This window comes from Polaribacter litoreus, from assembly GCF_054584775.1.
The window spans coordinates 144,344-160,671 of the sequence record NZ_JBTLRD010000002.1 but is presented as its reverse complement, the minus strand read 5'-3'; the positions used below and the strand labels follow the sequence as shown (position 1 = coordinate 160,671).

10 protein-coding genes are annotated in these 16,328 nt (G+C 32.6%); 4 read left to right on the top strand and 6 right to left on the bottom strand.

Translation table 11 applies throughout. The features are described 5' to 3' along the window. Positions 1 to 13 precede the first annotated feature (13 nt). The 6 genes from ACW9UN_RS01895 to ACW9UN_RS01870 form a co-directional block, all read right to left on the bottom strand. The gene (locus ACW9UN_RS01895; RefSeq protein ID WP_459483378.1) at positions 14 to 979 is read right to left on the bottom strand and encodes an alpha/beta hydrolase; all 966 of its coding nucleotides are present in this window, start codon (positions 977 to 979) and stop codon (positions 14 to 16) included. Positions 980 to 1,031: 52 nt separating this feature from the next. Beyond that, on the bottom strand, positions 1,032 to 2,969 hold the full coding sequence (locus ACW9UN_RS01890; protein ID WP_459483377.1) for a glycoside hydrolase family 13 protein: 1,938 nt from the start codon (positions 2,967 to 2,969) through the stop codon (positions 1,032 to 1,034). A gap of 18 nt (positions 2,970 to 2,987) precedes the next feature. Next, positions 2,988 to 5,279 (bottom strand): maltose phosphorylase MdxK, encoded by a 2,292-nt coding sequence (gene mdxK / locus ACW9UN_RS01885; RefSeq protein ID WP_459483376.1) that lies wholly within the window; start codon positions 5,277 to 5,279, stop codon positions 2,988 to 2,990. A 1-nt stretch (position 5,280) separates the two neighbouring features. Further along, entirely contained in the window at positions 5,281 to 5,934 is a 654-nt protein-coding gene (pgmB, locus tag ACW9UN_RS01880) for a beta-phosphoglucomutase (protein WP_459483374.1), read from the bottom strand. 8 nt (positions 5,935 to 5,942) lie between these two features. Further along, positions 5,943 to 7,313 (bottom strand): MFS transporter, encoded by a 1,371-nt coding sequence (locus ACW9UN_RS01875; RefSeq protein WP_459483372.1) that lies wholly within the window; start codon positions 7,311 to 7,313, stop codon positions 5,943 to 5,945. Between the two features lie 228 nt (positions 7,314 to 7,541). Next, positions 7,542 to 8,564: a LacI family DNA-binding transcriptional regulator gene (locus tag ACW9UN_RS01870; protein ID WP_459483370.1), complete on the bottom strand. Its 1,023-nt coding sequence runs from the start codon at positions 8,562 to 8,564 to the stop codon at positions 7,542 to 7,544. Positions 8,565 to 8,762: 198 nt separating this feature from the next. Between ACW9UN_RS01870 and ACW9UN_RS01865 the strand changes: the two genes are divergently transcribed. Genes ACW9UN_RS01865 through ACW9UN_RS01850 form a run of 4 tightly spaced genes read left to right on the top strand, consistent with a single transcriptional unit; the run spans position 8,763 to position 16,291 of the window. Beyond that, on the top strand, positions 8,763 to 11,651 hold the full coding sequence (locus ACW9UN_RS01865) for a SusC/RagA family TonB-linked outer membrane protein (protein ID WP_459483368.1): 2,889 nt from the start codon (positions 8,763 to 8,765) through the stop codon (positions 11,649 to 11,651). Positions 11,652 to 11,668: 17 nt separating this feature from the next. After that, positions 11,669 to 13,285, top strand: a complete 1,617-nt coding sequence (locus ACW9UN_RS01860) for a RagB/SusD family nutrient uptake outer membrane protein (protein ID WP_459483366.1) — start codon at positions 11,669 to 11,671, stop codon at positions 13,283 to 13,285. A 19-nt stretch (positions 13,286 to 13,304) separates the two neighbouring features. Further along, positions 13,305 to 14,441, top strand: a complete 1,137-nt coding sequence (locus ACW9UN_RS01855; RefSeq protein WP_459483364.1) for a SusE domain-containing protein — start codon at positions 13,305 to 13,307, stop codon at positions 14,439 to 14,441. Positions 14,442 to 14,464: 23 nt separating this feature from the next. Next, on the top strand, positions 14,465 to 16,291 hold the full coding sequence (locus ACW9UN_RS01850) for a SusE domain-containing protein (protein WP_459483362.1): 1,827 nt from the start codon (positions 14,465 to 14,467) through the stop codon (positions 16,289 to 16,291). The last annotated feature ends 37 nt before the right edge of the window (positions 16,292 to 16,328 follow it).

Genomic DNA, 16,328 nt, shown 5'->3' with positions numbered 1-16,328 from the left:
CAGGATTTATAGTTTATTTTTTTAATAAAAAAGTCAATGGAATGTCTATTCTTTGTTGCCAAGAAATTTCTGAATGATTGGTGCCTTCAAAAAATAAATTCTTATAATTTTCTGAAGTGTACCCATTATTTAGAAAAATAGCATCCACTTTTGGTGCATATTGTGGATAAAATTGATCTAAAGTTTTGTTTCCATAATCAAAATAAATTTTATGTGTTTTTGCATCTGGTACATTCTTTTCTAAATAGGTAAATATTGATTTTGGTAATGGATTATTTTCTACAGGTTGTGCACCCACCCAATGTGTAGAAATACATGCAGCGCCTTGAAAAATGGCTGGATATTGGGTAATTGCATACATAGACATTAAGCCGCCCATAGAAGAACCTGCCACAAAAGTGTTTTCTTTATTGGTAAAAACAGCATAATTTTTATCGATATAAGGTTTAAGTTCTTCAACTAAAAATTTCAGGTATTCATCTCCTTTTAAATCTGACAATTCCACATCATTATTCGAAAAACTTTTTACGAGTTCTAACTCTTTTTGGGTTAGAAAATTCATTGCTTTTTCTGGATACAAATCTAGCCATCTAATTTCAGCAATATTATGAATTGCCACTACAATAAAATCTTTGGTAACTCCATTTTTCATTAATTTTGAAGCCACTTCATCTATCTTCCATTCTTGTTTGTTCCAAGTGGTGGTTTCATCAAATAACATTTGGCCATCATGCATGTATAAAACTGCATATTTTTTTTCTTCGGAATAGCTTTCTGGCAACCAAACATCAACTGGTCTTGGTTTTATAAATTGACTTGTAAAAGAATCTACTCTTATTAATTTTCCTGCAGCTAAAGTTGTTGTTGATAATTCGTGTGCTTTTATTGCTGATTTTGATGATTCTTGCTTTTTATCTTTTTCAGTTTTATGACAAGAAATACAAATTGTGATTGCTAGTAAGATGAGTATTTTTTTCATGATTAAAAAATATAAACCTTTCAGGTTTTAAAAACATAAAAGGTCTTGTAAATTAATTATTTTTTGTACTTAAAATTACGCTTCCTTTTTCTGACAGCTCAATAGCATCTTTCCATAAAAAAGCTTCACCTGTAATGATATTTTTTAAAGTTTTACCTTCTAAACCAACTTCTTTAAAACGTTTTAAATCGATACTAATTGGTTTGTCATTTTTATTGATGATATGCACTACAACCTCATCATTTAAAACTCTAAACAGAAAATAAGTTCCCATAAAAGGTGCAAAATGAATTGTTTTTCCTTCTTGAATTGCCTTGCTATTTTTTCTATAATTTAGAACGATTTTCACAAAATCTTGCATCGATTTTTGATCATCAGACAAACCTAAACTTGTAAAAGCATTTACTTGATCACCTTGCCAACCACCAGGAAAATCTGTTCTTATTAATCCATGATCTCCAGGATTTGCAGTATCATCCATTAAAATTTCTGTTCCGTAATAAATTTGCGGAATTCTAGGTAATAGCAACATATAACCTAATGCCATTTTTGCATTTGCTACATCTTCTTTTACTTCTGTATATAACCTACTTTTGTCATGATTGTCTAAGAAAATCATGATGTCTTTTGGAGAAGCATAATGAAAATCATTTGCCAAACCTTCGTATAATTTTACCAAACCTTTGTCCCAAGATTCTTCTTCGTTAATTCCGTCTATAATTGCTTTTTCCATTGGGAAATCCATCGTAGATTTTAGATTCGATTCGTAACCATCTTTGTTTTTAGCCCCTTTTTGCCAATAACCCACCAATAAAGGATTGTAGCTCCATTCTTCGCCAACAATTGAAAAATTTGGATATTCATTCATAATTGCTCCTGCCCAATTTGCCATAAAATCTTTGTCAGGATAAGGATAAGTGTCTTGACGAATGCCTCCTAAACCCAAAGTTTCTATCCACCAAATCGAATTTTGAATGATATAGTTTGCCATAAATGGATTTCGCTGATTTAAATCTGGCATTGTTGCCACAAACCAACCTTCATTATTTCCTTTTCTATCGGCTTCTGAAGCATACAAATCTTGATTTGTAGTTCTTCTATGATTTGAGTTGATATTGGTTTTATAATCCCAATTCTCAATATTGTCTTCATAGTTTTTTTGATGATTTACCCAATCTTCAAAAGGCAAATCTTTCATCCACCAGTGCTCTAAACCACAATGATTTGCAACCTGATCCATGATTAATTTCATTCCTTTTTTTCGCAATTCATCTGCTAAATTTTTATAGTCAGATAAATTTCCAAAACGAGGATCTACTTTGTAATAATCTGTAATTGCATAACCATGATAAGAACCTTCGTGCATGTTATTTTCTAACACAGGAGTTGGCCAAACTGTAGTAAAACCTAAATCTGAAATATAATCGAGGTTATTGGTAATTCCTTGTAAATCTCCTCCATGACGTTTGTAATTATCTGTTCTGTCTATAACAGTTTCATTCAAGTTTTTGTTAACATCATTGCTTTCATCAGCATTTGCAAAACGATCTGGAGTAATTAGATAAATGGCATCAGTATTATTAAAACCAACATAATCTTCAGCCTTTTTTTCACGTTGTTTTAACTCGTAAGTATGTGTTTTTTTTGTTTGATCATCAAAAGTAAAAACGATGTCGAATTTACCTGGTTTTGTATTTGGATCTATAGTTAAATCTAAAAATAAATAATTGTTGCTCTTTGCTTTGTTTACTTTTTTTAAAGTTACACCATCATAAGAAATTGTGGGTGTTGCTTGCCCAATATTGGTTTCTTTTACCAACAATTGCAGCGAAGTATTTTTCATATTTACCCACCAATGCAAAGGTTCTACTCGTTCTAAAAACGAATTAGAAACCGAAACTTCAGAAACATATTTTTGAGTTTCTGTAGTGTTACAAGAAATTAAAATGAATGTAAATACTGCTAAAAAAATGTTTCTGAAATGTTTCATGATTTCTACTAAAATAAATTAATTTGGTGTTACAGTTACTGTTTCTCCGTTTACTAAAATGTCAATGGCTTTAGTACCTTCTAGTTTAAATTTTGTATCATTCTGACTTACGTTTACCGTAATTACTTGCTGTCTAAAATTCACTTTAAACGAATAAGAATTCCATCCTTCAGGAATTTTTGGCGCAAAAGAAAGTGTGTTATTTACTATTCTCATTCCTCCAAAACCTTCAACAATACTCATCCAAGTTCCTGCCATAGAAGTAATGTGTAAACCTTCTTCTACTTCGTGATTGTAATCATCTAAATCTAAACGAGAGGTTCTTAAATAGAAGGTATACGCTTGCTCCATTCTATCTAATTTTGCAGCTTGAATACTATGCACACAAGGCGAAAGCGAACTTTCGTGTACAGTAAATGGCTCGTAAAAATCGAAATGACGCTCTAATTCTTCTGTTGTAAAATGATCTTCGAACATGTAAAAACCTTGCAAAGTATCCGCTTGTTTTATGTAAGGCGAACGTAAAATTCTGTCCCAACTCCATTTCTGGTTGATAGGTCTTTGGCTTTGATCTAAATCTGCAACAGTAATTAATTCTTTGTCTAAAAAACCATCTTGTTGCAAATACACATTGTGCTTTTCTGAATATGGAAAATACATATTGTCTGCAACATTTTTCCAAGAAGCCAATTCCTCATCTGTAAAAGCTACTTTTTCTTTAATTCTGCTATAATCAGCAGTGAAATCGCTTTTAACAATGTCAATATTTTCTAAAGCGTAATTGATACACCATTTTGCAATATAGTTGGTATAAAAATTATTGTTGATGTTATTCTCATATTCATTTGGTCCAGTTACGCCTAACATTACAAACTTATTTTTATCTGTAGAAAAGTTGACTCTTTGATGCCAAAAACGTGCAATTCCGATTAAAACTTCCAAACCTTTTTCTGGGATGTAAGAATAATCTTCCGTAAAACGATGGTAATTATAAATGGCAAAAGCAATAGCACCATTTCTATGAATTTCTTCGAAAGTAATTTCCCATTCATTATGACATTCTTCACCATTCATGGTAACCATTGGATACAATGCTGCTCCGTTTGTAAATCCTAATTTCTCAGCATTTTCAATAGCTTTCTCTAAATGTTTGTATCTGTATTCTAACAAAGTTCTTGCTACAGATTGATCTTTAGTGGCCATATAAAAAGGAATACAATACGCTTCTGTATCCCAATACGTACTTCCTCCGTATTTTTCTCCTGTAAATCCTTTTGGACCGATATTTAAAGAAGCATCTGTACCTAAATAGGTCTGATTTAACTGAAAAATATTAAAACGAATACCTTGTTGTGCTTTTACATCACCTTCTATGGTGATGTCTGACATGCTCCAGATTTTTGCCCAAGCTTCTTTTTGCATGGCCAATAAAGCATCGAAACCGAAACTTACAGCTTTCTCTAAAGCTGTTTTTGCTGCAGCAACCAATTCGTTTTTATCGTGATTTCGATCTACAACATATCCACCAAATTTATGAATGGAATAGGTTTGATCTTTTTTAATTTCTTGTTGATATTTATTAGCTATAAAATTACTTGATTGCTCATTTGCGCTATTCGTTGTAATTTCATTACCATCAATAAATATTTTAGACTCCATAAAAGTACACGTATAAAAATGTGTTTTCATGGTTCTTGCTTCTATAAAAGACTGATGATTGTCTTGAGAAACTCCCAAAACATCCCAAAATTGGTCATCCCAATTGGTATCTTCATTGGTAATACCTGCATCTAAATAAGGAATATAAGTGATGCTTACATCATTACTTAAAGGAGTAATATTGTAAGAAATGGCACCAACTTCATCTAAATCTAAACTTAAAAAACGTTTGGTTTCTACTTTAATTTTTACATCATTTTGTAAAACAGCTTCAAAACTTCTTGACAACCAACCCTCTTGCATGTTGAGCTCTCTTTTAAAGTTTACAACTTCTTTACAGGTATATAAATCTAATTTTTCATTGTTAATTAACACGTTAATTCCTATCCAGTTTGGTGCATTTAAAACTTTTGCAAAATATTCTGGATATCCGTTTTTCCACCATCCTACACGAGTTTTATCAGGATAATAAACCCCTGCAATATAACTTCCTTGAAAAGTTGGGCCTGTATATTCTTCTTCAAAATTGGCACGTTGTCCCATGGCTCCATTACCAATACTGAACAAACTTTCTGAAGATTTTACCATTTGTGTATCAAATCCTTCTTCTAGAATTGACCACTCATTTGGTTGTATATAAACTTGATTCATCTTAATTTTCTATTAAATCTTTTATAAAACGAGTACTGATTTCTGTAAAATCATTAAAATTGAATTGCGCTTCAGAAAGCACATTTTTATCTCCAATACCAATACTTATCATTTTTGCAGCATTGGCTGCTTGTATACCTGCAACTGCATCTTCAAAAACCACACAATCATTAGCATTTACCCCTAACTGCTGTGCAGCTAATAAAAATACTTCTGGATTTGGTTTTGCTTTGGTAACGTGATTACCATCTACAATTGCATCAAAATAAGGTAACAAACCTACTTTTTCTAAAATGGGTTTTGCATTTTTACTTGCAGAACCTAAAGCAATTGGTATGTTATTTTCTTTTAAATATTCTAATATTTTTGGTACATCAGGTAGTATTTCTGATGCATCCATATTTCTTATAAATTCTAAATAATCGACATTTTTGTCAATCATCCATTTATCAAATTCTTCTTGTGTTGCTTCTCTTTTACCGATTTCTAATAAAATTTCTAAACAGCGTTTTCTACTCACACCTTTAAAAAGTTCGTTTTGTTCTTCAGTAAATTCGAAACCTAATTGGTTAGCTAATTTTTTCCAAGCTAAATAATGATATTTGGCAGTATCTACGATAACACCATCTAAATCGAATATAAATCCTTTTTTCATTTTAATCTTTAATTTTCTTCTTGATAACGAATAGCATTGTTGTTGGTGATTAACAGATTACATAAACCCGCAATTACCAAACTAACACCTGCAACAGTCATTGCATTTATAGCTTCGTCTCCTAATAAGTTAGATACATAATTGATTCCTCCTAAAGCTGCAATAATCTGTGGGATTACAATAAACATATTGAAAATACCCATAATTACTCCCATTTTTTTGGGGTCAACTGAACTAGATAACATTGCGTATGGCATAGATAATATACTACCCCAAGCAAAACCTATTAATACAAAGCAATACTTTAGAGTATCTGGGGATGCATAATTCATAGACAAAAACCCAACTCCACCTAAAATTAAAGAAAATAAATGCACGTATTTTCTATTAATATTTCTTTTAGCAGTGTATAATGTTAATAACAAAGCAAAAGCCATAGATGACAAACCATAAACTCCCATTGCTGAACCTACTGAATTCGAAGATTCTTGAAATTTAGTATTCGCAATATTAAAAGCCTCTGCTTCAACTGTATCAGTCATGTTATAAGCTGATTCTACTGGAGCAGGTGTACCAAAAACATGTTCTGTTAATGCTGGATTAGCTAAACTCCACATTGTAAAAAAAGCAAACCATGAAAAAAATTGAATTATCCCCAATTTTTTCATAGTAGTTGGCATACTTCCAATATTATTCAGAATGTCGGGAATGAAATTATTTTTCTTTGCTTTTTCTTTTTCAAACTCTTCCATATCCTCAGGAGGATATTCATCAGTAGTAAAAACGGTATATAAAATACTTGCTAAAAAAACAAATGCACCAATAGCAAAAGCGACTTTTACAGACATTGGTACAACACCAGAAGCAGCTTCGTTACTTACTCCTAATTGTGAAACCATCCAAGGTAAATTACTTGCCACCCAGGTTCCAATACCAATAATTAATGTTTGTACTACAAAACCATACGAACGTTGAGACTTTGGTAATTTGTCTGCAACCAAAGCTCTAAAAGGCTCCATAGAAACGTTAATGGACGCGTCTAAAATCCATAGAAATCCAGCTGCAACCCACAAAGCAGGAGAATGAGGTACAAAAAATAGAGCTAACGAACTTAAAATTGCACCTATTAAAAAGTAAGGTCTTCTTCTACCCCATTTTGAGCTCCAAGTTCTATCACTCATATAACCAATAATAGGTTGAACAAGCAGACCTGTTAATGGAGCAGCAATCCAGAGTAAGGGTATATCATCTTTACCTGCTCCTAGAGTTTGAAAAATTCTTGACATAAATCCACCTTGAAGGGCGAATCCAAATTGTATTCCCAGAAACCCAAAACTCATGTTCCAGATTTGCCAGAAGCTTAATTTACGCTTTTCCATTATCGAATATTGTTAATTAATATTACGATAAGTACATCGACTTATCAATTGTTTAAAAGTGTGGAATAAAACTTATTGATAAACCTTAATATGACAACAAATATATTTAAATTTTATGATATCGATAAAAAAAAGACAGTAAAATTACGACGACGGTTTCGTGAAAGTTAAAAAAATGATAATTATAACGAAAACGGTTTCGTAAAAATAACACGATTAAATCAACATCTAAATTAAAGACTTTGTTGATTCTCTAATCTTTAAATCACTTGAAATTACAATCTTTTTTGGCTTGAAGTTTTCAGACTCTTTTTCGATTCTTTCTATTAACAATTCTACTGCTTGTCTTCCCATAGTAAATCCATGTTGTGCTATGGTTGTAATTGACGGAGAGGAATATTCTGAAATCAATCCATCTGTAAAACCAATAACAGAAAAGTCTTCAGGAATTTTTAATCCTTTTTCTTTAGCTACTCTCATAGTATTGGCTGCATAAATTTCGTTTACAGCAAAAACAGCATCAATATCTTCTTTAAAAACAGTTTCTATTTGCGATTTAATATCTGCATCTTCATCAATTTCTACCACAATATCTTCATTGGTTTTAATATATGCTTCTATCAAGGCTTTTTCGTAACCCTGTCTTCTTAATGCACCTACATTTACATGTTTAGGCGTGGTTATTAAAGCTATTTTTTTTCTTCCATTATCTAATAAGTATTTGGTTGCTTTATAACCAGCTCCTACATCATCAACAACTACCTTATCACACAAAACCTCATCAACAACCCTGTCAAAAAGCACTAAAGGGATTTCTTCAGACACCAAACCTTCAAAATGATTAAAATCCTTATTTTCAAGGGTTTCACTAGCTATAGAAACAATTATACCATCTACACTACCATTTGATAACACCTTTAAAGTTTCTACCTCTTTTTTATAAGATTCATTAGAAAAACAAACCATTATATTATACCCTTTTGTGTTAGCTCCATCTTCAATACCCATTATAACTGTGGAGAAAAAGTGATGTACTATTTTTGGTAAAATAACCCCTATTACTTTGGTTTTTTGATTACGTAATTGTAGTGCCAAATGATTAGGCTTGTAGTTGTAAAGATTGGCATAGGCTTGTATCTTTTTTTTGGTTTCAATACTTATCTCGTGACTATCTTTTAAAGCTTTAGACACTGTTGATGTAGAAACCCCCAACTCTTTAGCAATTGTTTTTATGGTAATTTTTTGTTTCATTTTTTATTAAAAGATAATTTTTAACGTTATTTTGTGTTAATATAATAATAATTTTCCAAAAAAAGTTGTTAACACGAAACCGATTTCGTAACTTTTTGAATATTGAAATTACAGCGATACACTATATCTTTACTAGGTGGAATATAAATTTATTGTTAAACAAAATCAAATTTACAGTTATTATTTAACAAATTATACATGAAAAATTTTAAATTATTATTAATTGGAATTCTTTTTACTTCATCTTTTACAATGTTTGCTCAACAAACGGTAAAAGGTGTCGTAAAAGAAAAATCTTCAGGAGAATTTTTACCTGGAGTTAGTGTTGTCGTAAAAGGTACTACTAGAGGTACTCAGACCGACTTTGATGGAAATTTCTCTTTAGAAAGAATAACTACTGGAGATATTTTAGTTTTTAGGTATTTGGGTTTTGCTGATAAAGAAATCACTATTACATCTAACTTTAATCTTACTGTTCTTTTAGAAGAATCTGCGGAGCAATTGGATGAAATAGTTGTGGTTGGTTATGGTACTACTACTGTAAAAGATGCAACCGGATCTATTGAGGCAATTACAGCTAAAGACATGACAAAAGGAAATATTGTAACTGCTGAAAATCTAATAAGTGGTAGAGTTGCGGGTGTAAATATTACAACTAGTGGTGCACCAGGTTCTGGTTCTGAAATAAGAATTCGTGGTGGTTCTTCTTTAAATGCCTCTAATGATCCTTTAATTGTTATTAATGGTTTGCCTCTTTCTGGTGTTGACTTAAATAGTATTAACCCAAATGATATTGAATCTTTTTCTGTATTAAAAGATGCATCTGCTACTGCTATTTATGGTGCTAGAGGTGCAAATGGTGTAATTATAATTACAACAAAGAAAGGTAGAACTGAATATTCTTTAGATTACGATTATCAGGTAAATTTTGGAGAAATAAAAGATAGAATTAGTGTTTTTGACGCTGATGCTTACAGACAAATTGTAAACCAAAGAAGACCTGGTGACGTTGGTTTATTAGGTAGTGCAAATACAAATTGGCAAGACGAAGTTTTACAAAAATCGGTTTCTACTTTTCATAACTTAAGTGTTCGTGGTCAAATTTTAGGATTTATACCTACAAGACTTTCAGTAAACTTTTCTGATGTTGAAGGAAATATCTTAACGTCTCAATTTGAAAGAAATACAGTTTCACTTTCTATGAACCCTTCATTTTTTGATGATCATTTAAAAGTAAGCTTAAACTACAACAGAAACTTTATTAATGAAAGATATGGAAATGCAGGCGCTATTAACGCTGCGTTAAGATACGACCCAACTCAACCTGTATACGACTCAAGCTCTCCTTACGATGGCTTTTATCAACATTTAGATGGTAATGGTCAAATAGCAAATGGTACTCAAAACCCTGTTGCTAGCTTGTTACAAAATGAAAGTAGAGGAAGCAGATTTAGACAATTTGGTAATTTAAAATTAGACTATAAATTGCATTTTTTACCAGAACTTACAGTTACTGTATCTGCTGGTTTTGATAAGTCTGAATCAACCAACACAGATATTACCTCTCTAAATGTTCCTACCAATAATAGCATTATGGGTAATGATTCTGAGAGTTATGGAGAAGGTACAAATGAAAACTTTAAAACCTATTTAAATTATATCAATACATTTGGTAAATTTAAAACAGACGTAACTCTTGGGTACGATTATCAATCTTTTGAAGGTTTTGGAAGAAGCACAGGAAACAGAAGAGATCCTAATAGCTTTCCTAATTTTAGCGCAGGTACACCAACAGTGCTCATTGGTATCTTAGCAAGAGCTAATGTAACTTTTAATGAAAAGTATTTACTTACTTTAAACTATAGAAGAGATGGTACTTCTAGATTTGGCCCAGAAAATAGATGGGGTAACTTTGGGGGAGCTGCTTTGGCTTGGAGAGTTAGTGACGAAGATTTCTTAAAAGATAACGAGGTTATTTCTGATTTAAAATTACGCGCATCTTATGGTGTTAACGGACAATCTGAAGGTATTGCTGGAGATTTATATTTAGATAGATATCGTTTTGGAAATCAAGATTCTCAATACATTTTTGGCGGTAACCCAATATTATCAACCATACCTTCTGCAAGAAGTAACTTAAGATGGGAAAAAACAGCAACTGTAGAATTAGGTGTAGATTATGGTTTATTTGATAATAAAATTACAGGTTCTTTAAACGTTTTTCAAAAAAACTCGACAGATTTATTATCTGAAGCGCCAGTTGCAGATGGTACTAATTTTACAAACAGAGTTTTACAAAATATTGGAGATTTACAGGTTAATGGTGTAGAATTTGCCGTAAATGCAGATGTTTTAAAAACAGAAGATTTTAGTTGGAATGTTAACTTTAACACTACTTATATAGGTAGAGAAATTAAAGAATTGGCTTTAGGACAAGACATTACTCAAGGTGGAATTGCAGGAGGTACAGGAAACTTTATTCAATTGCATAGAGAAGGTTTTGCACCAAACTCGTTTTACGTTTACAAACAATTATACGACAGTAATGGAAACCCAATTGAAGGTGCCTATGCAGATTTAAATGGAGATGGAATTACTAATGACTCTGATAGATATTTAAAAGAAGATCCACAAGCAAACCTAACGTTTGGTTTTCAATCGAACTTTAATTACAAAAGCTTTGATTTAGCTTTTAACTTAAGAGCAAGCGTAGGTAATTATTTGTACAATAACGTAAATTCAGCTTTAGCACAATACGATTTATTAAGAGATAACGCTGTTTTAGGTAATGTACCAACATCTGTATTAAACACAAACTTTAATACAACAGCTAATGTTATTCGATCAGATATTTATTTAGAAAATGCTTCTTTCTTAAGAATGGATAATATCACTTTAGGATACACTTTAGATAGACCAATCAAAAAATTTGCTTCAAATAGCATTCGTTTTTGGGCTGGTATGCAAAATGTGTTTTTGCTAACAAACTACTCTGGTTTAGATCCTGAATTGGGTAGCAATGGTATAGACAACGAAAACTACCCAAGACCAAGAGTGTTTTTGTTAGGTGCTAACATTAAATTTTAATTCATAAAGATTTTATAATGAAAAAAATATTAAAAATAGAAAAAATAGCAGTCTTTATTTTGGTTATGGTTGTTGCTTTATCTTCTTGTACAAAAGATTTAGACATTACACCACAAGACGACCAAGATTTATTAGGTGAAGATTTCTTTTCAGATGAAACCTCATACAAAAGACTATTGGCTGGTGTATATGGCAACCTATCCTTAACAGGTGTAGATGGTGCAGGATCATCAAACATACAAGGTTTAGATGCTGGTACTAGCCAATTTGGTAGGGTTTTATTATACCTACAAACATTATCTGCAGACCAAATGATTTGGTCGTATGAAAATGACCCTGGAACTCGTGAAATACAACGTAATATTTGGAACGAAGCAGACCCTATTCTTTTAGGAATGTATGGTAGAACTCACGTAACCATAGCGTTTGCAAATAATTTTTTAAGAGAAACTACAGAGGCTAAGTTAGCTGAAAGAAATGTGTCTGATGCAACAAAAGCAGAAGTAAAGCAATTTAGAGCTGAAGCGCGTTTGTTAAGAGCAATGTCATATTATTATATGATGGATTTATTTGGTCAAGCTAATTTTACAACAGAAGAAGATGCTATCAACGCTCCTCCTGCCGCTTACAATAGACAACAACTATTTGACTATGTTGAAACTGAATTAAAAGCTATTGAAGCTGATTTACCTGCACCAAGAACAAATGAGCATGGTAGAGCAGACCAAGCAGTAGCTTGGATGATTTTATCTAAGATTTATTTAAATGCAGAAGTATATATAGGTGAAGCTAAGTACACAGAATGTATTGATTATTGTAAAAAAATTATTGGAGGTGGTTTTACACTTGCCTCTAATTATTTACACAACTTTATGGCAGATAACGATACCAATTCAGCAGCAAATGAAATTATTTTTCCATTAATTTCTGATGGTATTTACACTCAAAACTATGGTCCTACTACAGTAATGATAAACGGCTCTGTTGGAAGCATAGAAGGTAATGGAGAATCTTTAGGAGTAAGCCCTGCTGGTTGGGGAGGAGCAATAAGATTAAGAAAACAATTTGTTGAGTTATTTGAACCAAGCATTTTTAATAACGATGCCAGAAACACAATTATTTCTCAAGGAAGAAGTAAAGAAATTACAGACATTTCTGATCAAGACCAAGGTTACATTTTAGCAAAATATTCTAATCTAACATCAACTGGGGCGCCTGGCTCTGATGTGGGGTTAACATTTGCAGATACAGATTTTCCTTTGTTTAGATTGGCAGATGTATACTTAATGTATATAGAAGCTCACCTTAGAGGAGGTGCTGGCGCAGATCCTGTAGATGCTGTAAACTATATTAACGCAATTCGATCTAGAGCTAATAATCCTCAAAATAATTTAACGCTTGCCGACTTAAACTTAGATTTTATTTTAGATGAAAGAGCAAGAGAGTTACACTGGGAAGCACATAGAAGACAAGATTTAATTCGTTTTGGAAAATTTACAGGAGGTTCTTACAACTGGGCTTGGAAAGGTAATGGAAGCAATGGTATTTCTATTCCTACAACAAGAAGATTGTATCCAATACCGTCTGCAAGTTTATCGTCAAACCCAAACTTAACTCAAAATGACGGGTATTAAACATAAAAAATATTTAGAAATGAAAAAAAATATAAAAAGATTTTCAGCAATATCAATCATAGGTTTGTTCTTATTGATGTTTAATGCATGTGATGATGATTCTGAATTATTTACAACCACATCAAATCCAACAGCACCTGTACTGGCAAATTTAAGTTTTACAGAGTTAACTTTAGATCCTGTAAACACTAACAATCCTGCTCTTAATCTTAACTGGCAAGACGCTAGTTATGGGCAACAAGCTGCAATTAACTATGCTATTGAGTTTTCTAGTGATGATGCATTTACCAACCCAACAACTGCAGCAACCACCACTGGTGAAACTGCAATAACTTTATCTGTTGCAGAAGTAAACGCTGCTGCTGGTGATGCAGGTTTAAATCCTTTTGAATTAAAACCAATCTATATTAGAATTGTATCGTCTTTAGGTACAAGAAATAGTGAAAGTGCTGCTTCAAACGCTATTCAAGTTAATGTATACCCATACTTTAATTATACTTTTGATGATTACTTTTTAGTAGGTAATGGCGTAGCTCCTGGTTGGAATAATAACAATCAAAATCCACCTTTGTTTAGAGACCAAGAAGATAGCAATGTATTCTATTATACGGGTTTAATAAAAAATGACAATGGAGATTATAATGAAGGAAGATTCAAAATTTTAGAAAGCAAAGGATTATGGCAACCTCAATGGGGAGATTCTAGAGATGAAGGTAGTGATGACCCAGCAAACAGTGGAAGTGTTGCAGGTAACCCAGGTACACAATCTGGAGATCCTGGAAGATTTGGTGTATCAAGTACTGGATATTATACCTTTATGATAAATTTTGCTTCAAACACCTATTCCTTAGTTCCTTTTAGCGCTGCTGGTATTACAAGTCCAAATTCACTAACAATTCAAGGTTCAAGTACTGCAAATGTTTCTATGAATCAAATGGCTTTTGATGGCCATCTTTGGTATGCCAATAGTGTAAAACTAACACCAGGAGCTATAGAATTTGTTACAGATTCAGGCGCAAAATGGGGAAGCGAAACAGCTTTCTCTGGTGTTGCTACTGATGGTGGAGGCACTATACCTGTTATTGTAGAAGATGATTATGATGTTTGGTTTAACGACTTAACAGGACGTTATATTTTAATTCCATTGAACTTATAAGATCACCTAAAACAAAAGATAAAATGAAAAAATATTTTAAAAAAATTAGTTACTTAATTCTATCATTAACCTTGGTTTTAGGCTCTTGTGATGTAGAAGAAAGTTTAACTATCGTTACTCCAGACCCAGAGTTTGTTTTAAACACACCTGGAATTAGTACTATTTTCTTAAATTTTGAAGTACCAGACAACCCTGCATTTACTATAAATTGGGTTGATGAAATAAATACAGGCGCAACATATACCATAGAAATGGCAACAACGTCAGAATTTGAAAATCCAATTTCATTAGGTTCTACAGATTTAACTAACTTTTCTATGACGGTTGCAAACTTTAATCAAGTTTTAGACAATCAAGATATTAAATCTTTTTCTGCAACTGCTGTTTACATGAGGTTAAATACAGGGTCTGAAATATCAAATACTATTTTGTTTCAGGTATCTAAATATGCGGTACAACTTCCTAGTATTACAAGTCCTACAAGTGGTGATGCCTTTACACTTTCTGATGTTGATCCAGATTTAGTTGCGGTAACCATTACTTGGAATGATCCAGAAATTACAGCATCATCTACTGTACCAGTTAGCTATCGATTAGAAGCTGCAGAATCAGGAACCAATTTTGCAACTCCGTTTGTGTTAGGAGAAACAGATGATAACAGCTTAGACTTAACTCATGGAGAATTAAATACCTTTGTGTTAGACAACAATGGTGTTGCTGCCAATGCAAAAGACTATGATTTTAGAATTGTAGCAATCGCAGAAACTGCTGCTGGTGATTTGTTTAGAACTTCAGCAAATATTACTTTATCTATAACTCCTTATGATGTAGCTTTAGCCCCAATACTTTATGTAGTTGGCGCTGGTGCAGTTGATGCTGGCTGGGGATGGGATTCTCCTGTAGAACTTGTGTTACAAGGTAAAAAATGGTCCGGAAACATTAATTTATCTCCAGACAATGGTGGTAACTTCAGATTTTTTACAGACGCTACATTAACTTGGAGTTCTCCTAGTTTCAATTTCCCTTATTTTTCAGATAGAGGTTATACCATAGATAGTAATTTTGAAGATGCTATGGATGGTGACAACAACTTCTTATTTACAGGTACAGCTGGTGAGTATTTCTTAGAAATTGATACAGAAAACGAAACCATTACCTTAGGCCCTGCAGTGGTAGGACCAAATTGTAATTACGACCAACTTTGGGTAGTTGGTGCTGGTGCAAATGGCTGGAACTGGGATAATCCAGTACAAATTTCATGTACAGGAACTGGTGTTTACGAAGGTAATATCAACTTAAAAAACGATGCTTTTAGATTCTTTACAGATGCAGTTACTCAGTGGTCTTCTACAAGCTTCAACTATCCTTATTACGAAAATGAAGGCTACACTATAGACTCTAGGTTAGAAAATGCAGGTGATGGAGATAGCAACTTTAGGTTTACAGGAACTCCTGGTGACTATGGTTTAACAATAGATGATGTAAACAAAACAATCACATTAAGCGATCCTATTAAATTATGCGAATTGGATCAACTTTGGTTAGTTGGTGCTGGTGTACCTGATGCTGGTTGGGGTTGGGATTCTCCTGTTGCATTACCTTGTACTGGTGCTGGTGTGTATTCTGGTCAAGTAACTTTTGCTAATGATGCGTTTAGATTCTTTACAGATGCTACATTAGAATGGGGTTCTCCTAGTTTTAACTTTCCTTACTATGTAGGTGAAGGTTATACTATTGATGCTAATTTTGAAGATGCGCTAGATGGTGACAATAATGTAAGATTTATTGGCACTCCAGGAACGTATACTTTAACAATCGACACGGTTAATAGAATCATTACTTTACAATAATAAAGTTTCACTAAAAAGGTCATAGAAATTTCTATGG

What these genes read in the sequence shown, in the direction of transcription:
- ACW9UN_RS01895 (WP_459483378.1), bottom strand. Translation starts at nt 979, where the DNA reads ATGAAAAAAATACTCATCTTACTAGCAATCACAATTTGTATTTCTTGT.
- ACW9UN_RS01890 (WP_459483377.1), bottom strand. Translation starts at nt 2,969, where the DNA reads ATGAAACATTTCAGAAACATTTTTTTAGCAGTATTTACATTCATTTTA.
- mdxK (WP_459483376.1), bottom strand. Translation starts at nt 5,279, where the DNA reads ATGAATCAAGTTTATATACAACCAAATGAGTGGTCAATTCTAGAAGAA.
- pgmB (WP_459483374.1), bottom strand. Translation starts at nt 5,934, where the DNA reads ATGAAAAAAGGATTTATATTCGATTTAGATGGTGTTATCGTAGATACT.
- ACW9UN_RS01875 (WP_459483372.1), bottom strand. Translation starts at nt 7,313, where the DNA reads ATGGAAAAGCGTAAATTAAGCTTCTGGCAAATCTGGAACATGAGTTTT.
- ACW9UN_RS01870 (WP_459483370.1), bottom strand. Translation starts at nt 8,564, where the DNA reads ATGAAACAAAAAATTACCATAAAAACAATTGCTAAAGAGTTGGGGGTT.
- ACW9UN_RS01865 (WP_459483368.1), top strand. Translation starts at nt 8,763, where the DNA reads ATGAAAAATTTTAAATTATTATTAATTGGAATTCTTTTTACTTCATCT.
- ACW9UN_RS01860 (WP_459483366.1), top strand. Translation starts at nt 11,669, where the DNA reads ATGAAAAAAATATTAAAAATAGAAAAAATAGCAGTCTTTATTTTGGTT.
- ACW9UN_RS01855 (WP_459483364.1), top strand. Translation starts at nt 13,305, where the DNA reads ATGAAAAAAAATATAAAAAGATTTTCAGCAATATCAATCATAGGTTTG.
- ACW9UN_RS01850 (WP_459483362.1), top strand. Translation starts at nt 14,465, where the DNA reads ATGAAAAAATATTTTAAAAAAATTAGTTACTTAATTCTATCATTAACC.